At 71.1% G+C, this 13,824-nt stretch carries 15 protein-coding genes; 8 read left to right on the top strand and 7 right to left on the bottom strand.

Annotation, left to right across the window (positions count from 1 at the left end; all coding sequences use genetic code 11):
* Positions 1 to 6: 6 nt before the first annotated feature.
* Positions 7 to 207 (bottom strand): hypothetical protein, encoded by a 201-nt coding sequence (locus AKI01S_RS51135; RefSeq protein WP_157420382.1) that lies wholly within the window; start codon positions 205 to 207, stop codon positions 7 to 9.
* Between the two features lie 549 nt (positions 208 to 756).
* The gene (locus AKI01S_RS35250; protein WP_084000565.1) at positions 757 to 2,226 is read right to left on the bottom strand and encodes a tyrosine-type recombinase/integrase; all 1,470 of its coding nucleotides are present in this window, start codon (positions 2,224 to 2,226) and stop codon (positions 757 to 759) included.
* Positions 2,227 to 2,783: 557 nt separating this feature from the next.
* Here AKI01S_RS35250 and AKI01S_RS35245 point away from each other — a divergent pair.
* The gene (locus AKI01S_RS35245; protein WP_245681912.1) at positions 2,784 to 3,545 is read left to right on the top strand and encodes a S1 family peptidase; all 762 of its coding nucleotides are present in this window, start codon (positions 2,784 to 2,786) and stop codon (positions 3,543 to 3,545) included.
* 287 nt (positions 3,546 to 3,832) lie between these two features.
* A complete protein-coding gene (locus AKI01S_RS35240) occupies positions 3,833 to 5,362 on the top strand; it encodes an FAD-binding oxidoreductase (RefSeq protein WP_067827838.1) in 1,530 nt (509 codons plus the stop codon).
* Here the strand turns inward: AKI01S_RS35240 and AKI01S_RS35235 are convergent.
* Positions 5,335 to 6,285: an alpha/beta hydrolase gene (locus AKI01S_RS35235; RefSeq protein ID WP_084000564.1), complete on the bottom strand. Its 951-nt coding sequence runs from the start codon at positions 6,283 to 6,285 to the stop codon at positions 5,335 to 5,337. The genes AKI01S_RS35240 and AKI01S_RS35235 overlap by 28 nt on opposite strands.
* Before the next feature lie 52 nt (positions 6,286 to 6,337).
* On the opposite strand from AKI01S_RS35235, the gene AKI01S_RS35230 reads away from it, so the two are divergent.
* The 5 genes from AKI01S_RS35230 (at position 6,338) to AKI01S_RS35210 (ending at position 10,567) form a co-directional block, all read left to right on the top strand.
* The gene (locus AKI01S_RS35230; RefSeq protein ID WP_067827830.1) at positions 6,338 to 6,955 is read left to right on the top strand and encodes a TetR/AcrR family transcriptional regulator; all 618 of its coding nucleotides are present in this window, start codon (positions 6,338 to 6,340) and stop codon (positions 6,953 to 6,955) included.
* A 168-nt stretch (positions 6,956 to 7,123) separates the two neighbouring features.
* Positions 7,124 to 7,954 (top strand): CPBP family intramembrane glutamic endopeptidase, encoded by an 831-nt coding sequence (locus AKI01S_RS35225; RefSeq protein ID WP_084000563.1) that lies wholly within the window; start codon positions 7,124 to 7,126, stop codon positions 7,952 to 7,954.
* Positions 7,951 to 9,117, top strand: coding sequence for a sensor histidine kinase (locus AKI01S_RS35220; RefSeq protein WP_067827818.1), 1,167 nt, complete (start codon positions 7,951 to 7,953; stop codon positions 9,115 to 9,117). The genes AKI01S_RS35225 and AKI01S_RS35220 overlap by 4 nt, the downstream gene beginning before the upstream one ends.
* Entirely contained in the window at positions 9,114 to 9,770 is a 657-nt protein-coding gene (locus AKI01S_RS35215; RefSeq protein WP_067827813.1) for a response regulator, read from the top strand. The genes AKI01S_RS35220 and AKI01S_RS35215 overlap by 4 nt, the downstream gene beginning before the upstream one ends.
* A 98-nt stretch (positions 9,771 to 9,868) precedes the next feature.
* Positions 9,869 to 10,567 carry a maleylpyruvate isomerase family mycothiol-dependent enzyme gene (locus tag AKI01S_RS35210; protein WP_067827809.1) on the top strand — a complete coding sequence of 233 codons (699 nt, stop codon included), beginning with the start codon at positions 9,869 to 9,871 and terminating at the stop codon, positions 10,565 to 10,567.
* 34 nt (positions 10,568 to 10,601) lie between these two features.
* Here AKI01S_RS35210 and AKI01S_RS35205 read toward each other — a convergent pair whose 3' ends face one another.
* Genes AKI01S_RS35205 through AKI01S_RS52010 form a run of 3 tightly spaced genes read right to left on the bottom strand, consistent with a single transcriptional unit; the run spans position 10,602 to position 12,386 of the window.
* A complete protein-coding gene (locus AKI01S_RS35205; RefSeq protein WP_067827805.1) occupies positions 10,602 to 11,057 on the bottom strand; it encodes a nuclear transport factor 2 family protein in 456 nt (151 codons plus the stop codon).
* On the bottom strand, positions 11,054 to 11,482 hold the full coding sequence (locus tag AKI01S_RS35200; RefSeq protein WP_067827803.1) for a nuclear transport factor 2 family protein: 429 nt from the start codon (positions 11,480 to 11,482) through the stop codon (positions 11,054 to 11,056). Before AKI01S_RS35200 ends, AKI01S_RS35205 begins: the two co-directional genes overlap by 4 nt.
* Positions 11,469 to 12,386: a nuclear transport factor 2 family protein gene (locus tag AKI01S_RS52010; RefSeq protein WP_169814067.1), complete on the bottom strand. Its 918-nt coding sequence runs from the start codon at positions 12,384 to 12,386 to the stop codon at positions 11,469 to 11,471. Before AKI01S_RS52010 ends, AKI01S_RS35200 begins: the two co-directional genes overlap by 14 nt.
* A gap of 413 nt (positions 12,387 to 12,799) precedes the next feature.
* On the opposite strand from AKI01S_RS52010, the gene AKI01S_RS35190 reads away from it, so the two are divergent.
* The gene (locus AKI01S_RS35190) at positions 12,800 to 13,315 is read left to right on the top strand and encodes a GNAT family N-acetyltransferase (protein WP_067827800.1); all 516 of its coding nucleotides are present in this window, start codon (positions 12,800 to 12,802) and stop codon (positions 13,313 to 13,315) included.
* Here the strand turns inward: AKI01S_RS35190 and AKI01S_RS35185 are convergent.
* A partial coding sequence (locus AKI01S_RS35185) for a substrate-binding domain-containing protein (protein ID WP_169814066.1) occupies positions 13,312 to 13,824 on the bottom strand: 513 nt, incomplete at its 5' end. The two genes, AKI01S_RS35190 and AKI01S_RS35185, sit on opposite strands and share 4 nt — an antisense overlap.

Raw genomic sequence — 13,824 nt, 5'->3', positions numbered from 1 at the left:
CTCAGATCACTTGTTTTGCAGGATCCGCCCCACCATGAAGATCGTGGCGATAAGCGTTGGAAGGCCAAAGGTCCCAAAGGTGATCTTCACCCCTGCCCCCAGCACCAAGTCCACGGCGAGCACACCGGCAAACGCCGCAGCAAAGATCAACAGCCAACCACGCACCAGCACAACTGGAGAGAGGGGAGACTTGCGTGAAGTAGTCATTTACGATCCGTTCGGAGGCAGGCCTGCAGTCATATCAACGGCAGGCACTTCCAGAAAGGGACAGGACACCGTTACCAGCAGGCGCCGCTCTGAACCACGCAGACAATGCCGAGAGCAGAGAGCGCCGGTGGAGAACTCGCCCGTTCACGCGCTTCGGTCACCACGGTTTCACCCTCGGACCGAGCACGCGGCCATCTTGGCCTTCCGGCAATGATCGCGCAATGCCCTTCGCTAGGCAGTCTCGCCACATCACAGCTGCGACCAAGGGCACCGAGAGCGAGGGCAGCCTGGCCTCCGAGCTCAGACGAGCAATCACCCGAGTCAGTGACCCACCGCACACGACTCTGCGAGCAGGTGACGACCTGATTGTCGGTCGGGCCCACTGAGAAGGTTGCTGAAGTTGGCCGTGGGCACCAACGGGTTCTTGGCCGAGTTGAAGCCCCATCCGGGTCGGCTGGAAACTCTGCTGGAGGACATTGTCAAGTTGCGACGGGCCAAGACATCAGACGTGCGCAGCCCGCTGGAGGTGGAGTCCGGCGGGCTACATGTTCATGTCAGGCGGGACGGAGGGTGGACTTCGTCGTTTGGGCGATCAGTTGGTCGGTGATGATCGTCTGGAGTGCGGTGATGCGGGCTTGGGCTCTGGCGAGTTCGCGTTCCAGGTCGGTGGTGTTGGTCTGGTCGTCCTGTGGTGTGGCTTGGGTTGCGGATCTTGTCGAGGGCGTTGAGGACGGTTCCGTCGGCGTTGGGGAGGGTGTGCAGGTAGCGCTCGGTGGTGGAGATCTTGCGATGGCCGAGCCGTTCCTTCACCACCTGCAGGTCGGCGCCACCCGCCAGGAGCCAGGAGGCGTGGGCGTGGCGCAGGCCGTGGACGCGCGGTGACCAGTCCAGGTCGGCGGCGTCTCGGGCGGGGTACCAGCAGTGCTTGCGGAACCAGCTCGCCGAGATGTGCGGGTCCTCGTCGACGGTGCGGGGCTTGCGGGGGTTGTCCTTGCCTTTGGCGCGGCGCTTGGCGCGGTAGGTGGCGCAGGCGCCGCGGCAGCGGTCGCACTTGCACTTGCCCAAGTTGTAGGCGGTGATCGCGCCGTGGGTGTAGGTGCGACCGTTCGCAGCTTCGAAGGTGAGGCTTTCGGGGGTGACGATCTCCAGAGCGGGTGGTGGTGTTGGGCGGCGGCGGGCGAACAGCAGGTCGCCCGGTTGCAGGCCCTCGGCTTCGATGTGGGCTTTGAGCTTGGCGACGATCTGGGCGCTGAGCTTGATGCGGCGCCAGCGTTTGCCCTTGGGGTACTCCTTGATCAGGAACCGCTTGCCTTCGGGGTGGTGCTTGCGGACCAGCTGGACGACGGCTCGGCTGACGGTGAGGATGCGGGTGGGGATGTCGAGGTCTTTGACCCGCAGCTCGGTGAGCTCGCCCCAGCGCAGACCGCTTTCGATGTCGGTCTCGATGAGCAGTTGGGCGTCGGCGTCGGGCAGCGCCTGGTAGATCAGGTTGAACTGCTCGGGGGTGATGGTCTTGCGGGGCTTTTCGGGGACGGGGTCGGTCTCCACTCCCCTGCTGGGGTGGTACTCCAGGATCCCGTCGTTGACGGCGGTAGTGAAGATGGCGTTCAGGATCGAGGTCTTGCAGTACCTGATCCGGTGAGCCGGGACGCTGCGCTCCTTGAGATGGGTGATCCAGTTGCGGACGGTCTCGGAGCTGATGTCCTTCAGGCGCATCTCGCCGAAGAACGGCATGATGTGCGCGTTGATCGCGTAGACGTAGTCCTGGCGGGTGCTCTCCTCGATGCGGTGGTTGGGCAGCCAGGTCGCCTCCACATAGACGCGGAACCTCTGTTTAGCACGTCTTGGGCCTCCCCGTTTTCCTTCTGCGATGCGTGCTTCGGCGCGCTGCCAGGCCTTGTCGGCTTCCTTGAGGGTGGCGTAGGTGCCGGCCGTCTGGCGGACGCCGCACGCGTCCTCGTACAGGGCTTGGTAGCGGGTCTTGCCGTTCTTGCTTCGTCGCTTTCGAGTGAAGCCCATTCGAACCTCCTTGAGAGGATGATCGTTTGTCACTTATCTGTCACTGGATCATGAGTGACAGAGTGACACGGGAATGGATTCCCCGGCACGATCATATTGGCTCTGAACTGCAGGTCAGCAAGAAATCAGCAAGTCGATGAGGAGGTGAATTGGACAGAAATACCTTCTTTCAAACTGGCTACGCGGGTTCGATTCCCGTCGCCCGCGCCAAAATTTCCCCAGGTCAGAGCCGTGATCATCTTCAGGATGATCACGGCTCTAGATTTTTTGTCGCTTCTTCGTCGCTCTCCGGTGGCCGAGCTGAACAAGGTCCGAAGCCTGTGCCGGCCGCTGCTCTTCGCGTCACCGCTGTCCGGCCACGGCGGCTCGGTCGCGTGGGTTCCTGGGAGCTGGCTACACCATGCACGCGCCCGCTACCCGGATGGATCAGTGGGTCCCGGGTGAGCAGGCTGGACGCATCCGGATCCCCGTTCAGGAAGGGCCCCTCTGTGTTCAGCTCCATCCCTGTCCCTGTGCGCCGCCATGCGGTGCGAACCGCCGCTGTGACGCTGGCCGGCGTGGCGGGCGCGACCATGATGGCCGGCAGTGCCAACGCGATCATCAACGGCGGGGAGGCCACCGAGCCGTACCCGTTCATGGCGACGGTCCCGGTGACCTACGACGAGGCGGCGCCGCCGTTGAAGGCCACCTGCGGCGGCTCGCTGATCGACCGGCGGTGGGTGCTGACGGCGGCCCACTGCCTGGTGGAGACGCGGGCCGACGGCACCGTGCGGATCGGCAGCCGGCAGCGCACGTCCGGCGGCACGGTCCGCAGGATCGAGCAGACGGTGATCCACCCGGGATACCGGGTGGGCGACGGCAGTACACGCCCCAACCACAACGACATCGCGCTGATCCGCCTGGACCGTCCGGTCGGCCGACAGCCCATCGGCCTCGCTCACCGGCCGGGCCGGCCCGGCACCCCGACCCGGCTGCTGGGCTTCGGCACCGTCGTCGAGTCCCCCGACTACACCAAGTGGGTCTTCCCCGAGCGGCTCCGGCAGCTCGACACCCGCCTGGGCTCCGTCGCCGAGTGCGCTCCCGGCTATGCCGACCGCACCAGGCTGTGCACCATCAGCCGGGTGCCCGATGCCATGGCCTGCAACGGCGACTCCGGCGGCCCGCAGATCCGGCGGGGCCGGCACCGCGCCTGGGAGCTCGTCGGCGTCACCTCCGGTCCCGGCGCCCCGGGCGTGAGCTGCTCGAAGGGGCCGGGGCTCTACACCAGCGTGCCCGCCTACGCCCACTGGATCCATCGGACCATCGGCAAGAACGGCTGATCCGACCTGCGCGAGCGCGGTGGGGAAGCTTGCGGGTGAGACATCTCGCAGGCTCCCTTGCCGCACGGCGCGACCGGCTGCTGGGCCTCCGGAGATCCCGGCTCGGAGCCCCGGTCATCCGTGGGAGGTCCAGGGCTCGCGAGCTTTCTCTACCGGCACTGTGTGGGTCGTTGGGGGCTCTCGTTGATACCTGGGGGGCAGGGAGGGGTTGGTCCTGTGGCGTGGTGAGTGTTAGGGACGGCGGCTCGTAGCGTTCGGCTACACGTTCTCTCTTCGGGAGGCCCATCGTGGTCGAGCACACCAGGAGAACCGTCCTTCGTGGCGGCACGATCGCCGCGGCGTCCGCTCCCCTGGTCGGGGTCCCCTCTTTCGGGGAGGCGTCCGCGCGGGGGCCGGTGGCCGTAGGGCCGGGCGACCCGCGCTATCCGTCGCTGGTGCGCCGTGGTTACAACCGGCGGTTCGAGGGGCGGCCTGAGCAGGTTCATGTGGTGCGCTCCACCGAGGACGTCGTGCGCGCCGTGGGCGATGCCGTGCGGGCGGGACGGCGGGTCGCGGTGCGCGGTGGTGGTCACTGTTTCGAGGATTTCGTGGACGACCCGGCCGTCCGGGTGCTGATCGACCTGTCGCAGATGGCGGCGGTCGGGCATGACCGGCGCCGCGATGCCTTCGTGGTCGAGGCGGGGGCCACGTTGGGCGAGGTGTACCGGCGGCTGTACCTCGGGTGGGGGGTGACCGTACCGGCGGGCACGCATGGCCAGGTCGGGGTCGGCGGGCATGTCAGTGGCGGCGGTTACGGCGCGCTGTGCCGCCTGCATGGCCTGAGCGTCGACTACCTGTACGCGGTGGAGGTCGTCGTGGTGGACCGCGCGGGAAGGGCCCGGAGCGTGGTCGCCACGCGGGAGCCGTCCGACCCCAACCGGGACCTGTGGTGGGCGCACACCGGGGGCGGCGGCGGGAACTTCGGTGTCGTCACCCGTTACTGGTTCCGGTCGCTGCCCGCCCCGCCGCCCACGGTCCTGGACTTCACGCTGCAGTGGCCGTGGGAGCGGCTCGACCGTGACACGTTCGTGCGTCTGCTGCGCAACTACGGCCGATGGGGCGAGCGCAACTCGGCTCCGGGCTCCCCCGCGGCCGCGCTCTATGGCGAGTTCTCGCTGACCAGCAGGCCCAGCGAGGCCATCTCGCTGTCGGGACAGGTCGCCGGCTCCGGCAGGGTGCTGGACGAGCTGGTCGCCGCGCTCGGGCATGGTGTCGAGGCGCGGCCCGTTCGCCAGACGTCGACCCTGCCCTGGCTGACGGCGGCCGTGCACGGCCTCGACGGCGGTCCGGGGCCCTTCTACCGCATCAAGATCAAGTCCGGTTACCAGCGGCGCGGCTTCACCGACCGGCAGTTGGTCGTCATTCACCGGCATCTGACGAGGTCGGACTACGGCCACCCGTCCGGGCAGATGTTCGTGAACACCTACGGCGGGCGGGTCAACGCCGTGCGGCCCGGCGCGACCGCCGTCGCGCACCGGGACTCGATCTTCAAGGTCGGTTACCTCGTCGGGTGGGAGAACGCGGCCGAGGACGCCCGGCACCTGGCATGGATCCGGGAGTTCTACCGCGATGTGTACGCCGACAGCGGCGGGGTCCCAGCCGACGGCGCGTTCATCAACTACCCCGACAGCGACCTGGCCGACCCCCGGTGGAACGCCTCGGGCACCCCGTGGCACGCCCTCTACTACAAGGACGGCTACGCCCGCCTCCAGCAGGTCAAACGCCGTTGGGATCCCCGCGACGTGTTCCGTCACGCCCTCTCCGTCCGCCCCACGTGAGATTCGCCGTCGTGGTGGTCGATATCGGCGCGGAGCAGGTCGAAGGCGTCGGCGAGCCGGCGCACGCCTGGCTCCTCGACCGGGTAGTGCCCGGCGTTGTCGAGGACCACCAGACGCTTGGGCGCGGCGATGCGGTCGAAGAAGGCGCGGCTGAGCCCGATCGGGGTCCACCGGTCCGCGCCGGGGTGGGCCAGCAGCACCGGGCAGGAGGTGAACTCCTCCGGCTCGATGGCCGGGGCCGACTCCAGATAGCTGCGGACGAAGCCCAGCGGCACGCGTGAACCGCCGCCGAGACGGTCGCGGGCGACCAGGCGCACCAGGGCGGGATCGTTGGCGATCGCGTTCATCCTGGCCACCAGCCGGATCGGGACGCGCAGGTCGTCGATGACCGGTGCCAGCAGCCGCATCAACGGCAGCGTGGCGGGGACCAGCGACCGGTGCCGGCCGACGGCGGCGCGCACGGCGTCCCGGCGGGGGTCGAGCAGGCAGGTGGCCACGACGGCGGCGGCCAGCCCGGTCCGGGCGGCCACGTCGTAGGCGAGCATCCCGCCCATGCTCGCCCCGAACAGCACCAGCGGGCGCGGGTCGGCGGCCTTCTCGGCGGCCACCAGGTCGGTGACGCAACCGACCCAGTCGGGGTAGCGGACGCGGCCGGGGCGGGGCACCCGGGTGCGGCCGTAGCCGGGCAGATCGGGCACGACCACCTCCAGGCCGAGTTCGGCGGCCATCCCCGCCAGCGGCCAGAGCGCTCCGGCGTGCCCGCCCGCGCCGTGCAGGACCAGCAGCCGCAGTGCGGCGCCGGGACGCTCCACGCGTTCGACGTGCAGGTCGAGGTCGCGCCATCGCCACCAGGTCGAGCGGGGCCGCAGGCCGGGGGACGGCCGGAGGTCTTCGGGGAGGAACCGCAGGTAGTCGTCGCGCATGTCACAATGATTCGAGCAATATTCGAATCTGACAACTCGACTTCGGACGCCCATGTCGACACCCCGCCACCGGCCCCGCCAGCAGCGGTCACGCTTCACCTTCGACGCGATCCTGGACGCTGCTGCTCGACTTTTCGAACGCGACGGCTACGCGGCCACCACCACCAACAAGGTGGCCGAGCTGGCGGGGGTGTCCATCGGGACCCTGTACCACTACGTCCCCAACAAGGACGCCCTTCTCTACGCCCTGGCCGAGCGGCACATCGGCGCGGGCATGGCCGCGTTGTCCGAGGTGTTCGACGGACTCCGCCGCACGGAGCCGCCGCTTGAGGACACCGTCCGCACGCTGGTCGGGGCGGTGGCCGCGCTGCACGGCGCCGAGCCCCGCATGCACCGGCTGCTGTTCGACCAGGCGCCCCGGACACCCGAGGGGGTAGGACGCCTCCGTGCGCTGGAGGAATCGTTGGCCGCCGAGGTCGAGTACCACCTCAGGCGCCTCGGCGTCGGCGGCCCGGACCCCGGCCTGACCGCGTTGCTGCTGGTCCAGGCCGTCGAGGCGCAGGTGCATGGAGCCGTCCTGCGGCCACCCGCCGGCCGGTCCACCGACACCTGCGTCACCGCGGTCACCGAGCTCTGGATCAACGCCCTGCGCACCCGCCCGCCGGCCTGACCGGGATTCACCGCACGAGAACGCGCCGGGGCGTCCCTGTCCCCCGTGCGAGCTACCGGCGAATGTCCTCCGTGCGGGGAAGATCGCGGGGCGTCGGTTCCCTAGCGTTCCTCTGGCCGCGGTGATCGAGCCGCGGAATCCCGCAACGGAATCTCGCAAGGAGTCGTCGTGCGGTTGTTGAAGCAGCTCCTGCCCGTCGTGGCGGTCGCCTTCGTCGGCGGCCAGGGGGCCATGGCGGTGAAGGACAACGCGGTTCTGAGCCTGGTCCTCGGTCTCGTGACGGCCGTGGTCGCGGTGCTCGTGTACGCCTGGACGGTGCGGTGGTCCGAGCGCCGGGCGCCGGTCGAGGTCGCCGCCCAGGGCGCCGTCACCCGTACCGTCCTGGGGACGCTGATCGGCGTCGGGTGGTTCGCGGCCGTCATCGGGAACATCGCCTTCAACGGCGGCTACCGGGTCGAGGGCTTCGGTGAGGTCGCGGGCCCGGTCGGCCTGTTCGGCTTCATGGCGGCCGCCTCGGTGACGGAGGAGCTGATGTTCCGCGGCGTCCTGTTCCGGATCACGGAGGAACGCGCCGGCACGTGGGTCGCGCTGGTGCTGACCAGCGTGCTGTTCGGCCTGTGGCACATGCTCAACCCGGACGCCACCCTGTGGGGCGCGGTCGCCATCGCGCTGTCGGCCGGCGGGGCGCTCGCCGCCGTGTACGCCGCCACCCGCAGCCTGTGGGTGCCGATCGGCCTGCACTTCGGCTGGAACTTCGCCCAGGGCGGCGTCTTCGGCACCGCCGTGTCGGGCAACGGCGAGAACGCCGGGCTGCTGCGCGGCGAGCTGTCCGGTCCGGACCTGCTCACCGGCGGCGAGTTCGGTCCGGAGGCCAGCCCGCCCACGGTCCTGTTCGGCGTCCTGCTGACGGTCGCGTTCCTGTGGCTGGCACGCAGGCGGGGCAACCTGGTCTCCCGCGGGGGCGGCGCCCCCGCCGCGGCCGCTAGCATTGCCCGGTGATCGACCTGCGGCGGCTGCCGGCCCGGTGGCGGCGGTGGGACGTGACGGTCCGGGACCTCCCGCTCGCGCTGCTGCTGGTCGTCATGTCGTTCCTGCCGGTACTGCGCGGCCACGAGACGCAGGTCGGTGAACTCCCGGCCCGCCCCTTCGACCCACCGGCCATCGCGGCCCTCGCCCTCCTGTGCCTCCCGCTCGCCGTGCGCCGACGGTGGCCGGCCGCGTGCCTGGGCCTGGTGTCGCTCGGTTTCGTCGTCGCGGAACTCCGCGGCTACCACATGGTCGCGGGGACCGGGCTGCCCATCGCGCTGCTGAGCGCGGGCGCCCATCTGGAACGCCACCGGCGTACCGCCGTGGTCGTCCTGTCCGCCGCGTACGCGCTGCTGGCGGTCGCGCTCGACCGGCTCGGCGGGGCCGAGCGGCCGGACGGGTATGTGGTGTTCTTCGTGGGGCTGGCCGTCAGCTGGGGCATCGGGGCCTGGCTGCGTTCCACGCGGGCCGCCGAGGCCGAGTACCGCCTCCGCGTCGCCGAGGCCACCCGCGCCGCCGAACGCACCCGCATCGCCCGCGAGCTCCACGACGTCGTGACCCACCACGTGACGGCGATGGTCGTGCAGGCCGAGGCGGCGCGGTACCTGACCGCCGCGCCCGACCGCCTCGACGAGACCCTGAGCGCCGTCACCGACACCGGCCGGCGGGCCATCGCCGATCTGCGGCACCTGCTCGACCTGCTCAACCCCGACCACGACGCCGCGCGCGAAGACCGTGTCAGGACGCCGTCCACCGGTGACCTGCGCGCGCTGGTGGAACGGACGCGCCAGGCCGGGCAGCCGGTGGAGTTCACCGAGGAGGGCGAGCCGGCCGAGTCCGCCGGCAGCGCCGAGTTCGTGGCCTACCGGGTCGTGCAGGAGGCCCTGACCAACGCCCTCAAGCACGCCCACGGCCACCGCACCGTCACCCGGGTGCGCTACGGCGAGAAGGAGATCACCGTGGAGGTCGGCACCGACGGCCCCGGGAACCGGGCCGCGTCCCTCGGCGGGAGCGGGCGGGGCCTGGCCGGGCTCCGCGAACGGGTCGACGCCCTGGGCGGCGAGTTCAGCGCGACCGGGCGGGGCGGCGGCGGCTTCGTCGTGCGGGCGCGCATCCCCGCGGGAGGCCCGTCGTGACCGCGCCGGTGCGGGTGCTGGTCTGCGACGACCAGGCGCTGATCCGCACCGGCTTCGCGACGATCATCGGCGCCCAGCCCGACCTGGAGGTGGTGGGCGAGTGCGGGGACGGGCGCGCCGCCGTCGACCTGGCCCGGCGGCTGAGGCCGGACATCGTCGTGATGGACGTGCGGATGCCGGTGCTCGACGGCATCGAGGCGACCCGCCTGCTGGCCGGCGCCGGGGTGCCGGACCCGGTCAAGGTGCTGGTGGTGACGACGTTCAACCTGGACGAGTACGTCTACGAGGCGCTGCGCGCGGGGGCGAGCGGGTTCCTGCTCAAGGACGCCCCGCCCGCGCAGCTCCTGCACGGCGTCCGCACCGTCGCCAGCGGCGCCGCGCTGCTCGCGCCCGAGGTGACGCGGCAGCTCGTCGGCCGGTACGCGGCGCGGATCCGTCCCGCCGGGAGCCCGGCCGACGCCGCGCTGACGCCCCGCGAGCTGGAGGTGTTGCGCCTCATCGCCGAGGGCCTGTCCAACAGCGAGATCGCCGCGGTGCTGGTGCTCAGCCAGGAGACCGTCAAGACCTACGTGTCGCGCATCCTCACCAAGCTCGGCCTGCGCGACCGCGTGCAGGCCGTCGTCTACGCCTACCGCAACGGCCTGGTCACCTAGCGTGCCGCCCCTGAGGGGCCCGGTTCCCCTCACTGTGATGGACTGGGTGTCGCAGGCTCCGCCCGTCCGAATCTTTCCCGTCCCACGGAGGCACCGGTATGAGGGGGAAGCGCCCGCCAGATCCCGTTCTCCTGAGCCCGGACCAGGTCTGGCAGGTGATCGACGCGCAGCGGACGAGCCTGGCCGACCTGCTGGAGGATCTGACCGATGACCAGTGGAGCCGGCCGTCGCTGTGCGCGGGCTGGACGGTCCGGGACGTCGCCGCGCACCTGACGCTGCAACAGCTCGGCCTGACCGACATGATCGGCATGATGCGCGCGTGGCGCGGGAACCTCGACCGGACGATCCAGCACGCGGCCCGCCGGCGGGCCGCCGCGCTCTCCACCGACCAGATCATCGCCCGGATCCGCGGCACGGTCGGGTCCCGGCGGCACAATCTCGGCGTCACCCCCCTGGAGACGCTCACCGACATCCTCGTCCACGGGCAGGACATCGCCGTCCCGCTCGGCCGCCACCACGAGATACCGCCCGCCGCGGCGGCCGTCTCGGCCGACCGGGTCCTGTCCATGCGCTGGCCGCCGCCCCTTCCCGCCGCCCGGCGGGTGAGGGGGTTCCGGCTGACCGCCACCGACATCCACTGGAGCACCGGCGACGGACCGCGCGTCCAGGGCCCGATGAGCGCGATCCTGCTGGTCTGCACCGGACGCGCGGCCGGCCTGCGGCAGCTGTCCGGCGAAGGCGTCGCCGACCTCGCCGCGCGCCTGTCGGTGCCGGGAGCGACCGGCCGGCCGTCCTGACGACGCGCGGGCTCCGCAGCTCAGAGGTGGCAGCTCAGAGGTAACGGCCCACGACGTCGACGATGCGGCCGTCGCGGACCAGGAAGCTGTAGGTGAAGCGTTCCTCGCCGCCCCTCCCGGTGTCGAAGGTGAAGGTCACGGTCAGGCGCTCGCCTTCGGCACGACGGGCTGTCTCGTGGTACCGGCCGCCCGCGTCCGTCACGTCCGGTTTGAGGAAGCCGTTCACGATGTCGGCACCGGTGAAGACCGTTCCCGCCCGGTCGAAGCGCGCGTCCGGGGCGAAGATCTTCCGCAGGGTGGCGACGTCGCCGCCGTTGGCCGCCCGGATGAAGGTGTCGACCACGGCCCCGGTCCGGTCGCCGGGCGTGGTGGTGGCGGACGCGCTGCCGGTGGCGGACGCGCCGCCGTTGGCGGCGGGCGGCGGGGGCTCCTGGCCGCAGGCGGCGGTGATGGCGGCGAGCGCCACCACCGCCAGGGCGCTGGTCCTCACGCGAGCCGATTCGGGATCGGGGCCAGCTGGTAGTTGGCCCAGACGAAGGCGTCCATCTGGTGCTGGTCGCCGGAGAGGTTGACGACGCGGTCGACCTTGCCGTCCGGGTTGAAGTGCCACACCAGCGCCCACAGGGTGTCGACCTTGCCGACGCCCTGGGTGGTCCAGCCGCGGTGGATGTCCACGACGTACTCCTGGTCGGCCTCCAGGAAGACCGGATCGGCCTGGAATCCGGCCTTGCCGAGCTGGGACAGGAAGGCCGCCACCTCCTCGACGCCGTGTTTGACGCCGGAGAGCGGGTGGTGGCCGGGGATGGTCCACTCGATGTCGTCGGCCAGGACCTCGCGCATGCCGTCCAGGTCATGGGCGGCGTAGGCGGTGAAGAAGCGCTGGATGGCGTCGATCTTGGGGTCAGGCGTGCTCATGGGGTTCTTTCTGCAGGTAGCGGATCTCGGCCAGGCCGAAGGTGGTGCCCGCGACGATCGGGTCGAAGTACTCCCAGTACTCGCGGATCCGGCCCGCCTCGTCGAAGGAGAAGACGCAGATGTAGGCGTTGTCGTACGTGCCGTCGCCGCCCTTGAGGACGTTGTCGCCGTCGAAGCGGGCGATGACGGTGCCGGTGCGGCGGTCGGTCCAGATGTCCCGGAGAGGGAACCCCCTCTTCGCGAAACGGTCCGGGACCGCCTTCCAGTTGTCGTAGATGGCCTCCTTGCCGTGCAGATGACGGGGGAACATCTCCGTGCCGTAGGGGTAGTGGTGGTCGGCGTCCTCGGCCCACAGCTCCATCCACGCCTCGATGTCCCCCTCCTCCAGCAGCCGCAGGAAGGTGCGGACGGTGGCGACGTTGCGTTCCTCGACGCTCGCCGCGGCCCGGTCCGCCAGCCAGGGGTAGCGCTCGCGGTCCCGGCCGGCGTAGTCGGGGTCCAGGTAGATGAAGCACCGGTGGATGAGCCAGTCCCGGATCTCGAAGACGTCGCAGAAGCGTCCGGCGCCCCACTCCGGGTCGCCCGCGCGCCACGGGCCGTCCCGGTGCTCTCCCCGGCTGGTGCCCTCGCACACCACCATGTCGCCGGAGATCACCCAGTTGAACGTCGCGTAGTCGTGCCGGATGACGCGCACGAGATCCCCGACGTCGGCGAACATCCTGGCGATCTCGTCCTTGCCGGTCGCCAGCCCCCACTTGGGGAAGTACACCTGGGCGTCGTCGGCGAGCAGGTCCAGGATGCCGCCCCCGTCGGAGGTCACCCCGCCCCGGTCGAACGCCTTGAGGTATTCCAGCGCGACCGACTTGCGCTGCTCGTCGGTCATCGTCTGACGGGTCAGTGCCATCGGCGCTCCCCTGCCTTCGGCGCGGCCGGTGGGGAACCGGCGCCGGTGAGAGCGAAGCCGGTGACCAGCGCGCGGACGGGGGCGGGCCCGTCAGGAACGCGGCGGTTTCGGGAAACACGGTTCACACGGGCCAGGTTTCCGGAAACCCCGCCCTGTCCGGGAGGGCGAAAAGCTGCACGGTTTCGTGCAGGGAAATGAACGTCACGACCGGTCACGGACGTGACCCGCATGCCGCCCGATTGACGGTCGCCAGGTACCGGACCGGCCCTGGTGACCTGGTACGGGTCGCCGGGTGGACGCCGTGGGGAGAACGTGCGGCGTGCGGGGGCCGAGCCGGGTTGCGGGGGGTCGCCGGGCGGAGGAGGGGTCCGCGCGGGTCAGGGCCCGGACGGGCGGGATGGCAGACTGCGGGGGTGATCGATGATCTTCCGGTCGGGCTGCGGGCCCGGCACCTCTCCGAGGGCGACCATCGGCGCGTGCTCGCCGTGCTGGACGCCTGGTGGGGCGGCCTGAAGGGGGAGGCGGGGGCGGCCGAGCGCGCGCTGCTCCTGCCCCGGCTGTACTTCCAGCACTTCACCACCACCAGTTTCCTGGTCGAACGCGACGGGGGCGAGATCGCCGCGTTCCTGGTCGGCTTCCTGTCGCAGACCGATCCCGAGACCGCTTACGTGCACTTCGTCGGCGTCGATCCGGCGCTGCACGGGCAGGGTGTCGGGCACGCCCTCTACCGGGCCTTCTTCGCGCTCGCCCGCTCGCACGGGCGCCGGTACGTGCAGTGCGTCACCAGTCCGGAGAACGCCGCGTCGCGGGCGTTCCACACCCGGCTCGGCTTCACGGCCTCGGGCGTGAAGCCGGACTACGACGGTCCCGGGCTCGACCGGGTGGCGTTCACCCTCGACCTTTCCGCGGAACCGGCGGTCACCCCCTAGCGCGACGACGCCCCGGTTCGTCGCCGGCCGGTGGGCGGCGGGCCCGTCGAGGCGCGGACGACCAGGTCGGTCGGCAGGACCGTGCGCGGCGGCACCGGTTCCCCGGCCAGCAGGTCCAGCAGCAGCCGCGCCGCCAGGCGCCCCTTCTCCACCAGCGGCTGGCGCACCGTGGTCAGTGACGGATCGCCCTCCGCCGCCGACGGCAGGTCGTCGAACCCCACCACCGACACCTCACCCGGTACCGGCAGCCCCAGGTCCCGCGCCGCCGCCACCGCGCCCTGCGCCAGCCGGTCGGTCATCGCCAGGATCGCCGTCGGGCGCCGTCCGGCCGGAACGTCCAGCAGCCGCGTCGCCGCCGCCCGGCCCAGCTCGGCCGAGTTGCCGCCGCACTCCACGACCGGCGCCCGGCACCCGGCCGGCAGCGCGTCGGTGTACCCGGCCAGCCGCTGCCGCGCCACCGCGAACGTCGCCGCCCGCAGCCGCGCGGGGCCCGCCGGGCCGGTCCGGCC

This window comes from Actinomadura kijaniata NBRC 14229 (assembly GCF_001552175.1).
Lineage (GTDB): Bacteria > Actinomycetota > Actinomycetes > Streptosporangiales > Streptosporangiaceae > Spirillospora > Spirillospora kijaniata.
The sequence above is the reverse complement of the archived record's forward strand: the minus strand, read 5'-3'. Positions and strand labels throughout refer to the sequence as shown.

Bases quoted from the DNA above. Each gene is read 5' to 3' on its own strand.
- AKI01S_RS35230 (WP_067827830.1), top strand. From the start codon at position 6,338: ATGTCGACACCCCGCCACCGGCCCCGCCAGCAGCGGTCACGCTTCACC.
- AKI01S_RS51135 (WP_157420382.1), bottom strand. From the start codon at position 207: ATGACTACTTCACGCAAGTCTCCCCTCTCTCCAGTTGTGCTGGTGCGT.
- AKI01S_RS35235 (WP_084000564.1), bottom strand. From the start codon at position 6,285: ATGCGCGACGACTACCTGCGGTTCCTCCCCGAAGACCTCCGGCCGTCC.
- AKI01S_RS35200 (WP_067827803.1), bottom strand. From the start codon at position 11,482: ATGAGCACGCCTGACCCCAAGATCGACGCCATCCAGCGCTTCTTCACC.
- AKI01S_RS52010 (WP_169814067.1), bottom strand. From the start codon at position 12,386: ATGGCACTGACCCGTCAGACGATGACCGACGAGCAGCGCAAGTCGGTC.
- AKI01S_RS35210 (WP_067827809.1), top strand. From the start codon at position 9,869: ATGAGGGGGAAGCGCCCGCCAGATCCCGTTCTCCTGAGCCCGGACCAG.
- AKI01S_RS35250 (WP_084000565.1), bottom strand. From the start codon at position 2,226: ATGGGCTTCACTCGAAAGCGACGAAGCAAGAACGGCAAGACCCGCTAC.